The organism is Cardinium endosymbiont of Oedothorax gibbosus (assembly GCF_936981045.1).
GTDB lineage: Bacteria > Bacteroidota > Bacteroidia > Cytophagales > Amoebophilaceae > Cardinium.
Window position 1 is genome coordinate 956950 of sequence record NZ_OW441264.1, and the last position, 12930, is coordinate 969879.

8 protein-coding genes are annotated in these 12930 nt (G+C 36.4%); 2 read left to right on the forward strand and 6 right to left on the reverse strand.

Annotated features, from left to right (window positions below):
• Positions 1–691 precede the first annotated feature (691 nt).
• Positions 692–3979, reverse strand: coding sequence for an isoleucine--tRNA ligase (gene ileS, locus NBW36_RS04520; protein WP_250238068.1), 3288 nt, complete (start codon positions 3977–3979; stop codon positions 692–694).
• A gap of 525 nt (positions 3980–4504) precedes the next feature.
• On the opposite strand from ileS, the gene NBW36_RS04525 reads away from it, so the two are divergent.
• Together NBW36_RS04525 and NBW36_RS04530 are read left to right on the forward strand one after the other, a co-directional pair.
• Complete coding sequence (locus tag NBW36_RS04525; protein WP_250238069.1) at positions 4505–5452, forward strand: acetyl-CoA carboxylase carboxyltransferase subunit alpha; 948 nt, start codon at positions 4505–4507, stop codon at positions 5450–5452.
• Between the two features lie 84 nt (positions 5453–5536).
• Positions 5537–5794 (forward strand): hypothetical protein, encoded by a 258-nt coding sequence (locus NBW36_RS04530; protein WP_250238070.1) that lies wholly within the window; start codon positions 5537–5539, stop codon positions 5792–5794.
• A 54-nt stretch (positions 5795–5848) separates the two neighbouring features.
• Here NBW36_RS04530 and ruvA read toward each other — a convergent pair whose 3' ends face one another.
• The 5 genes from ruvA to uvrC all read right to left on the reverse strand — a co-directional run bounded on the left by ruvA (position 5849) and on the right by uvrC (position 12895).
• Positions 5849–6451: a Holliday junction branch migration protein RuvA gene (gene ruvA, locus NBW36_RS04535; RefSeq protein WP_250238071.1), complete on the reverse strand. Its 603-nt coding sequence runs from the start codon at positions 6449–6451 to the stop codon at positions 5849–5851.
• Positions 6452–6545: 94 nt separating this feature from the next.
• Complete coding sequence (yidC, locus tag NBW36_RS04540; protein ID WP_256465613.1) at positions 6546–8324, reverse strand: membrane protein insertase YidC; 1779 nt, start codon at positions 8322–8324, stop codon at positions 6546–6548.
• A gap of 663 nt (positions 8325–8987) precedes the next feature.
• Complete coding sequence (locus tag NBW36_RS04545; protein WP_250239146.1) at positions 8988–9695, reverse strand: IS6 family transposase; 708 nt, start codon at positions 9693–9695, stop codon at positions 8988–8990.
• Between the two features lie 495 nt (positions 9696–10190).
• Positions 10191–11063, reverse strand: a complete 873-nt coding sequence (locus NBW36_RS04550) for a glycosyltransferase (RefSeq protein ID WP_250238073.1) — start codon at positions 11061–11063, stop codon at positions 10191–10193.
• A 14-nt stretch (positions 11064–11077) separates the two neighbouring features.
• A complete protein-coding gene (uvrC, locus tag NBW36_RS04555) occupies positions 11078–12895 on the reverse strand; it encodes an excinuclease ABC subunit UvrC (RefSeq protein WP_250238075.1) in 1818 nt (605 codons plus the stop codon).
• Positions 12896–12930 lie beyond the last annotated feature (35 nt).

Here is a 12930-nt window from a genome sequence, read left to right on the forward strand (position 1 = left end):
TTTTTTATCTCCAAATTTAAAACATAAAGGAGCTTTTTAAAGCTATTTTTTAACAAGCTAATCCCGAACTCAGGTTAAACCGGTAATAGCGATCTCTGCTATAACCCATACTTTTACAGGCTGAGACCGTTGCAATAGAAAACTAAGTTTTTATAAGATAGAGGTAATTATCGCCTAATAGTTACTTTTAACGTGAGTTCGGGATTTATTTGACTGATTTACAACAATTTAATATCAATTATTTAGTTAATATTTGCACCTATTTAACAAGTTTTTATATCTAATTTTATAAATATAATATATATAATAAACTGATTATCAGAATTATTTTTTATTCAACTACCTATTTAACTGTCTATAAAACAAATTTTATAAATTTTTATTAATATTGATTATCAAATGAAAAAATAATCTAATCCCGAACTCACGTTAAACAATAATATTTCTAGTCTAGAAACATTACAAATATGTCCGAATTATTATAGTAAAACCATGTAAAATTTTCTATTGCAACGGCCTTGGTTTGATAATTTTTTGATCTAAGTTCATATTGAAGAGCCGGATATGGGAAATCTGTAAGCCCGGTTCCCTGAGGGGTGCAGGGAGTAATCCCTGTATCTACTCGATAAAGCTTGCACAGACAGATAATGCAATACAATGACTACTAAGATGTAAGTAAGATAAAAATGGCTTATTCCACTTTGCTCAGTCGAACCGATACCATTACACCTTCTATATCAACTTCAGATCCTTCTAGTTTAGGCACAAATTGTAGTTGTACTGCTTGCGTTTCCGTACAAATATAATCTTTATAAATGGCAATAGCCTGCCCTATAAGCTTTTTATCTTCTTGAATATCAATTATTATCTTATCTTGAATATCGAAGTTCAGCGCTTTACGCAATTGCTGAATGCGGTGTGCAAATTCACGTGCCATTGCTTCTTCCTGCAATGCATCATCCAAGGTCGTATCTAGTGCAATGGTTATTTTACCCTCTGTGGACACATACCATCCGGGTATATCTTCTGTAACAATCGATATATCTGCCAAGGTTAGATGAATTACCTCATCTTGCAAGTGTAATACGTGGGTATTACCCTGCTCTAAAGCATAAATTTCAGCTGGTGTTAAAGCTAAAATAGCCTCACTAAGGTGTTTCATCTTATGGCCATACCGCTTGCCTAAAAGAGCGTAATTAGGCTTAGCCTTTTTAAGGTTGTAAGCATCATCTAAATAATGCACTTGCTTGACATTAATTTCTGCTTTAATCAACGTTTCTAAAGGAGACCATCCAGCTGAAACAAATAGACCCGAAATGCGGATACTAGGTAAAGGTTGACGGACCTTAATTTTATGCTTCTTACGTAAAGCATGTGCTAGAGAAACAATTTTTTGTACTTGACCCATCTCTGTTTCTAGGATTAAATCTAAAGCTTCTGCTGCTGCTACTGGAAAATCTGATAAATGTACAGAGCTGTGCTTTTCTTTTTCAGTAACATGATTCAATGCTTGATAGAGATAATCTGCATAAAAAGGCGCTATAGGTGCCATGAGCTTGGCAACCGTTATAAGGCAATGATAGAGGGTTTGATAAGCGGCTTCTTTGTCTTTATCTTGGATGTTTTTCCAAAACCTTTTTCTATTGAGCCGTACATACCAGTTGCTTAAATCATCTACTACAAAATCTTGAATCATTCTGGACACTAGTGTAGGCTCATAATGATCATAGGCTTCTGTTACCGTTTTAATGAGTGTATGAGAGCGGGAAATAATCCACCTGTCACTTTCTGTTAAAGCACTATGGGCAATCACACTTTTATTAAAATAAAACTGATCTAGATTGGCATAAAGAGCAAAAAAATTATAGGTACTGTTGAGCGTAATGAAAAATTTACGTACTACTTCCGCTACACCTGCCGTATCAAACTTTAAATCATCCCACGGATTAGCATTGCTAATCATATACCAACGTATGGCATCTGGGCCATATTGGGTTAATAGTTCCATTGGATCAATGGTATTACCAAGGCTTTTAGACATTTTATTGCCATGTTTATCCAATACAAGTCCATTGACTACTACACTTTTAAAGGCAGGTATTTCAAAAAGTAAGGTGGAAATAACATGCAAGGTAAAAAACCACCCTCTGGTTTGATCTATCCCTTCTGCAATAAAATCAGCAGGAAAACCTTTTTCAAACATTTCTTGGTTTTCAAATGGATAATGCCATTGTGCACAAGGCATTGCACCGGAATCAAACCAAACATCTATGACAGCCGTCTCTCGATACATAGGCAATCCATTACTACTGACTAGTACAATATCATCTACATAGGGACGGTGTAAATCAATATCTTTCGGTAACTGCTCTTTCATATAGCCAGCCAATACAGCTTGCTCTACTTCAAACATAAGTTCAGCTATAGAACTGATGCATTTTTCTTCTTTTTGATCAGCAGTACGCCAGATAGGGAGTGGAATACCCCAATAGCGTTCACGACTTAGGTTCCAATCTACCAGATTCTCTAGCCAATTAACAAATCGTCCTTTGCCTACGGCGGCAGGTTTCCATTGAATGGTATCGTTTAATTCAATCAATAATTCCTTATAAGCTGTAGTTTTAATAAACCAGGCATTTAGTGGATAGTAGAGAATAGGTTTATGGGTACGCCAACAATGGGGATAACTGTGTTCATATTCTTCTACCTTAAAGGCTTTATTTTCTTGCTTGAGTTTACCAGCAATCAGTAGATCTACAGCAAGTAAAGTGGTATCTTCTTCATAGGCAGCTTTGACATAACGTCCAGAAAAATCAGTAATTTCTGGTACAAAACGACCTTGCCTATCTACAATTGGAACAGATTCGCCTGCTGAATTAGTTACCATAATCGCAGCAATATTTTCTTTTTGCGCAATACGATAATCATCTGCACCAAAAGTAGGCGCAATATGCACAATACCAGTACCTTCTGTAGTGGTTACAAAATCAGCTGCAATCACTTTAAAAGCCTCCCCTTTGGGCTGTATATAAGGCAAAAGCTGTTCATAACGCAAACCTACTAAATCTGCCCCTGTATAACGGGCCACAATCTCCCAAGGTAAAGTAGTGCGATCGGATCTGTGACCAGGCTGATAGCCATCACAGCTAGCCTGCTTACCTGTAAAAAAACGTTTCGCGGCATCTTCCGCCAAGATAACCTGAATAGGAAGGTGCGTATAGGGGTTGATGGTCGCTACTTTAACATAGTTAATCGTAGCTCCTACCGCTAGGGCACTATTGGCAGGCAAGGTCCATGGCGTAGTCGTCCAGGCGAGCAAATATTCATTTTCTTTGCATTTAAATTGGGCCACAATGGAAATATCTTTGACCAATTTATAGCAACCTGGCTGGTTTAACTCATGGGAACTTAGTCCTGTTCCGGTAGTAGGTGAGTAAGGCTGTATGGCATACCCTTTATAGATCAGTTCTTTATTGTAAAGTGCTTTTAGCAAGTACCAAACAGACTCGATATAATCGCGTTCATAGGTGATGTAAGGATTCAGGTTGTCTTTCCAATAGCCTAGCTGCTTATTCAACGCTTCCCACTCACTCTTATAAGCCATAACCGTTGCGCGACATGCCTCATTGTAGTCAATAATGCTAATTTTTTTACCAATATCTTCCTTGGTAATACCTAATTTCTTTTCCACTTGAAGCTCTACCGGTAAACCATGGGTATCCCAACCACTTTTGCGACGCACACAATAACCCTGCATGGTCTTATACCTAGTAAAGAGATCTTTCACCGTCATGGCTAAAATATGATGTACACCCGGTGCGCCATTGGCTGAAGGAGGACCTTCAAAAAAAACAAAAGGCGCATCGCCTTCACGCTGCTGCATAGAGCGCTCAAATGTTTTTTGTTCTTCCCAAATAAGGCCGATTTCCTTTGCAATTTCTAGCAAATTGAGCTGCGGTTGGGTTTTGTACTTTTTCATCTATATCTACCTAATTAGACCTATAATTTAAAACACTACAAACGTGAGTTCGGGATTAGATTATTTTATTCATTTTATAATCAATATTAATAAAAATTTATAAAATTTGTTTTATAGACAGTTAAATAGGTAGTTGAATAATAAATAATTCTGATAATCAGTTTATTATATATATTATATTTATAAAATTAGATATAAAAACTTGTTAAATAGGTGCAAATATTAACTAAATAATTGATATTAAATTTTTGTAAATCAGTCAAATAAATCCCGAACCCACGTTACAAGTTGCAATTTAGTGAAAAAGTTATAGGGAATGGATGAATCACTGAGTATAAAAATTACACCAACCCTATGCATAGACTAGGTTATGCTAAAAAAGTATTAGATTTGTTTATAAAGTTAGGAGGAACATTGGCAAATTGCCCATCCTATTGGTAGGGGGCGTTTATAACAAAAGATTACTTGATTTTTTAGTCAGAAGCAACGAGCCCTTCCATGAGGCTTTAACAGATCTCTATATGTATGCTATTAGATTTTGAAAAACCCATTGTTGAACTTGAAAAAAAGCTTGCTAGGATGCAAGAAGCCACTAAAGCGCAAAATGCACCAGCGCTTATAGCCTCGATTGCTAAATTAGCCAATGATATAAAAGCGCTACAAAAGAAAACGTTTCAAAATCTAACCAGGTGGCAACGAGTTCAGCTGGCCCGCCACCCAGATAGACCCTACACGCTTGACTATCTCCAGCAAATTACAGAACATTTTGTGGCATTACATGGAGACCGTTGTGCAGGAGATGATCAAGCAATGGTAGGTGGGTTTGGTACCATAAATGGGCAAACCATGATGTTCATTGGTCACCAAAAAGGAAGAACAACCAAGGAACGCCAAATGCGAAACTTTGGCATGCCGAATCCAGAGGGATACCGCAAAGCACTTCGTTTGATGCGTTTGGCAGAAAAATTTAATAAACCCATTATTACCTTTATAGACACACCTGGTGCCTACCCAGGACTGGAAGCAGAAGAACGTGGCCAAGCACAAGCCATTGCCAGCAATATTCAAGCGATGTTTGGCCTACGTGTGCCTATTATATCCATTGTCATTGGAGAGGGCGCATCAGGTGGGGCTTTAGGCATTGCAATAGGTGACTATGTACTGATGCTGGAACATGCTTGGTACTCTGTTATTACACCTGAATCTTGTTCTTCTATTCTCTGGAAAAGCTGGGATTATAAGGAACAAGCTGCGGAAATGTTGCAATTAACTGCCAAAGACATGTTTAATTTTCGTTTAATAGACGGACTTATTAAAGAACCAATAGGGGGTGCACATAGAGATTGGCCAGCCGCAGCAGCACTTATTAAGGAAAGTATTTTCAACCATTTAAAAAAATTATCCAGTAAATCTATTGACACCTTACTCCAAGAACGAACGGAGAAGTTTTTTGCAATGGGCCGGATCAACTAAGCTATATCAAGCTCCAAAATTATATCCATAAAAGTTCAGCGATCCATGTGCCAAAAGGTTCGTTCTATTATATATAATACCTATATGAAGCCAAAAACCACAAAGCAAGTGTTTGACTTTTTCCCAGGTATGTGGAAAATGGTTAGACGTGTAACTGTGGAGATTCCAGAGCAAAATGCTATAGCGAATGGCTACCGATCGCATCTGTTCAAGAAAGTGGTAAAAAAAATTTATAGGATTGCTCTTCCGAGCGCTTATAAAACACCATACCTACCTGACGCAGAAACAGTGAAGGATATAAAAAGAAGCTTTCATAAGCAATGTGGTCAAAGCACCGAATGAAGTTTTCATAACTGCACCCATTAAAAAAGAGGCATTCCCTTTATATTAAAGGCATCAATTAGTTACAGGATGTGGCTGCAAGGCCTTTTTAATCAGTTCTTCTAACGTAAGTGGGGTGTAGACCTGTTCCCTTACCGTTGCAATCGCCTTTTCTGCCACTTTTGGGGTAAGTCCCAATTTGGTTAAAGCCATTACGGCATCTTGATCTACTTTGTTTTCGGTCGGTTGTGGAAAGGCTACATCTTGGATGTAATCTAGTTTTTGCGCTTTATCCGATAATTCCAGTATCAATCGCTGCGCAGCTTTTGCGCCTACACCTTTAATAGCAGTAAGCAAACGCGCATCCTTACTCAGAATAGCCTTATGTAACGCTGATGGTGTCAGGGAAGATAAGATGGTTAAAGCAGTTTTTGGGCCAATGCTACTAACAGAAATAAGGTGAAACCACCATGATTTTTCTTCTATCGTATAAAAACCATAAAGCGTAGAGGTCTCACCTTTTACTTGCATAACCGTTAACAAGGTACAGCTATTTAAGGCTTTTATTTGATCAAAAGTATATAGGGAAATATGCAAGCCATAACCTACGCCTCCTACATCTAAAATAACATAAGTGGGTTCTTTGTGCAGTAATTTTCCTATAAGTTGCGCAATCATAGATTTAATACTAGAAGATCACCCTAACGCAGGATGCCTATGCCTGATCATTAGGAAGAGATCATGGTCTCACTTGATCCGATTAGGATCATTACTAGACCTTATTTTTTTTCTTATTATTGGCCTCAATAGAAGCAGCAACCCTAGATTGAAAAGAAAGCTTACCACGCTGTTTTACCTTTTGTTGCCTAGTCATCAACTTTTCCTTAATACTATCTGCATCAACCCAATAATTTATAAACTTCTGCTGCAACCAAGTCATAACATTAGAAATACAATAGTAAAAACTTAAACCAGCAGGAAATGTATTTAAGACAAACATAAAGGCAATGGGCATAATATAGGATAATCCCTTCATAGGGCCCTCCTTTGGACCACTTTGACTACTAGACCGGGTATATAAAATGGTTGATAGGACCATCAACAATGTAAATAAACTAACATGATTACCATAGACGGGTATCGTAAAAGGAAGCCGCATCACACTATCATAAGTTGATAAATCATCTGCCCATAAAAAAGAAGCTTGCCGCAGTGCAATCACATGAGGAAAGAAATGAAACATAGCCATCAGAATAGGCATTTGGAGCATAATAGGCATACAGCCACTCAATGGATTAATGCCGAATGCTCTATAAAGAGCTACCTGCTCAATTTGAGCTTTTTGTAAGTCATCTTTATATTTTTCCTTTATCTTATCCAATTCTGGTTTTAGCAATTGCATTTTAGACATAGAAATAAAAGATTTATAGGAAAGTGGCATTAAAAGCAACTTGATGATAATAACCAATAAGAAGATGACGAACCCATAATTAGAAAAATACTTTTCCAAAAAAGAAAAGAGCGGAATAATCACCCCCTGATTCACCCACTTGACAACCGGCCACCCCAAAGGTAGATTTTGCTCAAATCCTTTCGTAACCTTTTTAAGGATTTTATAATCATTGGGTCCAAAGAAAAAAATGAATTTGCTATGGATTACTGCTTTATCTTTGACAGATAGTGGAAGGGATAGATGGACAGACTTGGTGACATCGGGTGACACCACTGGCTCCATGCGGAGCTCCCCTGCAGCGAAAGCATCGTCAGCAATAATCGCAGAAGAGAAAAAACGTTGCTTAATACTAACCCATTTGATGGAGGCTTCTATTTTCTTTTTTTCAACCTCTGTTGAGGATTCCTTTAATTTATCAAAAGTCTGATCCAATAAATAATAATGTACCGTACTTCTGGAAGCATCTGCTTTATCATCAGCCTCTAAACTTTTCATATTTATATTCCAGCAGAAAGAAGCATGAGCGTTTGGATCGAGTATTCCAACTGCATGCCAATCATAGTTGATTTGATAACTATTTCCAGAAAACGAAAAAGATTGCTCTAAATATTGAGATGGCGTTAATTCCAGTCGGAAAACTATTTTAGCCTCTTGAGCCGCCTTGAGTTCGTAAACAGGCTTAGCTTGGGTTTGAAAATACAAAGCCTTGGTCTCTATACGTACATTTTGATAGGAAAAAGAAAGACCCATATTACTGCTCTGCTCATCCAATAAGACCAATTCTGACCCATGCTTGTCTTTAAACTTCTTAAGTATAACCCTCTTTATGGTACCACCCTTCGTACCAAGTACTACCTTAAATAACTCATTCTCAATAGTTATGTACTTTTCCTCTCCCTGTATCGCAGTGGAAAATGGAGTAGAAACCAATGGACTGGATCCATCCATTCCACCCAAAGGGCGCATCGTCTGATGCGTAGTGCTGGCAGGAGGTGTAACAGGGTGTGTATCTAATTTAGGTTTAAACACATAGAAATAAACCAGAAAACCTGCCGATATCAAGAACAATCGAGCAAGTTGATTTTTATCTAAAACCATATAGAGCAAAGAAAAATTTAGGCTAGTAAAAACGTAAGAAATAAGCTATGGTTGACACCATAACGCTTCTTCGTAAAGATAGATAGGGACAAATATAATTATTCTTGACAAGAATATTATTACAGCCGTTACAAATCAACCTACTAACCTGAGTTCGGGATTAGATTATTTTTTCATTTGATAATCAATATTAATAAAAATTTATAAAATTTGTTTTATTAGACAATTAAATAGGTAGTTGAATAATAAATAATTCTGGTAATCAGTTTATTATATATGTTATATTTATAAAATTAGATATAAAAACTTGTTAAATAGGTGCAAATATTAACTAAATAATTGATATTAAATTGTTGTAAATCAGTCAAACAAATCCCGAACTCACGTTATATGATAAAATTTATCTAAAAGATGTACTTTGGGAAGCTTGGCGTCAAGTCAAAGCAAATCAAGGCTCAGCAGGGATTGATGGTAAAAGCATAAGTGATATAATAGATCAAGGTGAGGCAAAGATTATCAACGTGAGTTTTGTATTTATTTGACTGATTTACAACAATTTAATATCACAACAATTTAATATCAATTATTTAGTTAATATTTGCGGTTCTGTCGCGTCTATAGTTTTCTTAGTATAGGTTTTTCGTTTAAGTCAAATTTTGGATATTATGCGGCCATTAAGATAGCAAAGTTCTCAAAAGTAGAAAGATGATTTTTAGCTCCTCTTACTTGTCCTTTTTGAATCATACGAATGTTTTCTATCCCTGAAATAGTAATGGAAGCAGAATAAAAATTCTTAAAACCCAGCATAGGTTTTATCCGTTTTTTGATAAACCTATGATCTTGTTCAACTCTATTATTCAAATATTTGTTTTGAAATATTTGAATGGTATGATCTTGATCAAGATCTGTATTGATCGCATCAAGGGCAGCTTTATTACTGCCGCTTTTGTCAATTACTACTTTCTTAGGAATATTATTTTCTGTGATAGCCTTGCGAAAAAAAGAAAGCGTTGAAGACTTGTCTCTATGATCAGATAGAAAAAAGTCAACTGTATCACCATAACGATCTACTGCTCTATATAAATAGATCCACTTCCCGTTTAGTTTAACATAGGTTTCATCCATTTTCCAACTACTACCAACTGGTCGTTTTCTTTTTCTTACTGCTTTATCTATCAGAGGAACAAACTTAATAACCCATCTCTGTAGCGTAGAATGATCAACTCTTGCGCCTCTCATACGCATCATCTCTTCCAAATCTCTATAGCTCAAGGAAAAACGACACTTCATGTATACAAATAACAGGATGACTTCTGATGAAGAACAATAACCTTTAAAATATGGTAATAACTCGGGAGAAATATTAAACATAATAACTACTTTTTTAAATACCGATACTAAAATAATCATTTTTTAGAATAAACGCGACAGAACCAAATTAAACGATACGGAAAATAAATTAAAATATTTTTGTCCGATTTTTTCAGTCCAGTATACTTTACTACTAACGTGAGTTCGGGATTTATTTGACTGATTTACAACAATTTAATATCAATTATTTAGTTAATATTTGCACCTATTTAACAAGTTTTTATATCTAATTGTTATAAATATAATATATATAATAAACTGATTACCAGAATTATTTGTTATTCAACTACCTATTTAACTGTCTAATAAAACAAATTTTATAAATTTTCATTGATATTGATTATCAAATGAAAAAATAATCTAATCCCGAACTCACGTTACTACACTTTAATTTTGGCTTTTCCATGGAACTGCTTATAGCCTAAAAGACAAAAAACCTTCTATAATTAGTATAAATATAGCTGATTTACAATAAATCTAATCTAGAATTGACGTTTATTGTCTTTTCCAACTCCGCCACTTCATTTGAATAAGCCGAAAAAGGCTTTCCCCTGCCATTATTAAACCCATTTTAGACTTACCCCGTACTCTATTTATAAAAGTAATAGGCAATTCCACCAGCTTGGCACCATATTGATAAGCTAGAAATTTTATTTCTACTTGAAAACTATATCCTACAGAAACTATATTATGATTCTTTTGAAACTCCATGGCTAATGGCAATTTTGTTGTCGAAGCTTGTGTATACTTCTTAAACATATCTGAGTACGCTTCGGTGCTCGACTGCTCTTGTCCTAAAAATTGCTCATCACAAATAGCTTTTGAAAGAGACCTATTCAAAATATGTTGCAATATGGTCCGCCGATAACAAACAAATCCAGCTGTAGTATCTTTAATAGGCATGCCTGTAATAGATCGTGCAAGCCAGTTGGCCATGCAGGATAATAAGATCCTAGAAAGGGGCCAATTTACCACACGCCCACCTGTAATGTAACGGGAGCCAATGACTATATCGATTGTAGGTGTGGCACACCTGGTTAAAAGTTGAAGCAAATCAAGAGGTGCATGTGAAAAATCAGCATCCATGCTGCAAATATAATCGTAATCATACATGAGTGCCCAACCAAACCCTGCTAAATAGGCTTGACCTAATCCCTCTTTTTGAGGCCGACTTAAAAGATGTAATTGATGAGGATAGCGTTGTTGTAACCTGATCACTACACCAGCTGTGCCATCTGGGGAGTGATCATCTACTACCAGCACATGTACCCCTATTTTTAATGCAAAAATAGCTGTTAATAAAGACTCAATGTTTTCCCGTTCATTATAAGTAGGTATAACCACTATGGCACGCAGAAAGCCTGACATTTATAATCTATAATCTATTGTGATCTATCTTCAGGTAAAATAGTTTGAGCTAAAAAATAATCATATAATAGCTTAGCTTTTGATGGACCAATGATTGCGGCTAATGCTGCTAAAGAACTGGCTTGAATCGCTTTAGGACTAGCAAATTGCTGTAACAATCTATCTAATGTTTTGGGACCGATACCAGGAATATCTTGCCACGCAGAATGGAATGTACTTTTGCTACGTTGTTTTCTGTGAAAGGTAATGGCAAAACGATGGGCTTCATTGCGCAGCTGTTGGAGTAGTTTAAGGGAAGGAGATTGTTTATTCAAATACAAGGGGAAGGGATCGTTGGGAAAGTAGAGCTTCTCTAATCGTTTGGCTATACTAATAATGGCTACTTTGCTATAGATACCCAATTCCTGTAACGCCCGTAGGGCAACATTGAGTTGTCCTTTGCCACCATCTATTACAATTAGATCAGGTAATCTTTCTTGTTCCTTTGGACTATAACGTCGCTTGATGATTTCATACATAGAGGCAAAATCATTAGGGCCTACTACGGTTTTAATATGATAGCGACGGTAGTCTTTTTTGGAAGGCCTGCCATCTTTAAAGCAAACCATAGCAGCTACTGGATGGTCTCCTTGAATATTGGAATTGTCAAAACATTCTATCCAATAAGGCACACCTTTTAACTTTAAATCATGTTGTAATGTTACAAGCGTTAGATTAGGTTTTTCTTGAAAATTAGATTTTTGATGTAAAAAGTCTTTTTTGCATAATAAGGCATTTTGTAGCGCCAACGCTACCAATTTCCGCTTGTCGCCAATCTTAGGCATGGTTATAGAAAAGGGTCCTACCGTTAGGTTCATCGGAAGATTAACCAAAACTTCTGGCGCACTACTATTGCTGCAAGAACGAAGCGTACAGACTACTAAAGGCACTAAATCAGCCACTTCCTCTTCCAACTTTTTGGTCAGTACACGGTGTTGGGTAAAAGCAATAGCCCCCTGCTTAATATGCAAGTAACCTATAAAAGCATGGTTTTGATCTGAAATGATGGCTACTACATCCAAATCGCTAACCAGCGGATTGATCACTAAAGATTTCTCTTGGTATTGATCCAATACCATTAACTTTTCCTTAAAACGTTGCGCTTGTTTATAATCAAGTAGTTGGGCAGCTGCTAGCATTTGTTCCTTGAACACCCTTTTTACAGAAGCAAAATTATTTTTAAGCAAAGCCTCTATCTGATCTATCTCTATCTGATAACTTATTTCATCTTGAAAAGCCTGGCAAGGACCCTTACAATGGCCCAAATGGTAATCTAAGCAAACTTTAAACTTGTTTTGGGTTATATTTGCTTCCGAAAGATTATAGTTGCAGGTACGGGAAGTAAATAACTTCTTGACCACCCCTAAGGTTTGTTTAATAGCGTAAGCGCTGGTAAAAGGGCCGTAGTATTTTCCCAAAGGAGGTACTGTTTTACGGGTGATCACCACTTTAGGGAATCGATCATTTGTAATACATAAATAAGGATAGGTTTTTCCATCTTTTAGTAAAATATTATACCGTGGTTGGAGCGCTTTGATCAGGTTGTTTTCTAAAAGAAGCGCTTCATATTCGGAATGTAAAGCGGTATAGGCAATAGAGGCAATGTGCGTAATCATACGTGCCGTTTTTAGGTTATGCACTTTACCAGCAGCAAAATAATCACTCACTCTTTTTTTTATATTTTTTGCTTTACCTACATAAATAACCTCCTCTTTGTGATTGTAAAATAGATAAATACCTGGCAATGTAGGCAGGCCTTGTATATCACTTGGGGTATAGCGTGGCGTTTCCATACTCTAAAACTACAAAATCCATGTATAAAGGCATT

Bases quoted from the DNA above. Each gene is read 5' to 3' on its own strand.
- ruvA (WP_250238071.1), bottom strand. From the start codon at position 6,451: ATGATTGCGCAACTTATAGGAAAATTACTGCACAAAGAACCCACTTAT.
- yidC (WP_256465613.1), bottom strand. From the start codon at position 8,324: ATGGTTTTAGATAAAAATCAACTTGCTCGATTGTTCTTGATATCGGCA.
- ileS (WP_250238068.1), bottom strand. From the start codon at position 3,979: ATGAAAAAGTACAAAACCCAACCGCAGCTCAATTTGCTAGAAATTGCA.
- uvrC (WP_250238075.1), bottom strand. From the start codon at position 12,895: ATGGAAACGCCACGCTATACCCCAAGTGATATACAAGGCCTGCCTACA.
- NBW36_RS04530 (WP_250238070.1), top strand. From the start codon at position 5,537: ATGAAGCCAAAAACCACAAAGCAAGTGTTTGACTTTTTCCCAGGTATG.
- NBW36_RS04550 (WP_250238073.1), bottom strand. From the start codon at position 11,063: ATGTCAGGCTTTCTGCGTGCCATAGTGGTTATACCTACTTATAATGAA.
- NBW36_RS04525 (WP_250238069.1), top strand. From the start codon at position 4,505: ATGCTATTAGATTTTGAAAAACCCATTGTTGAACTTGAAAAAAAGCTT.
- NBW36_RS04545 (WP_250239146.1), bottom strand. From the start codon at position 9,695: ATGTTTAATATTTCTCCCGAGTTATTACCATATTTTAAAGGTTATTGT.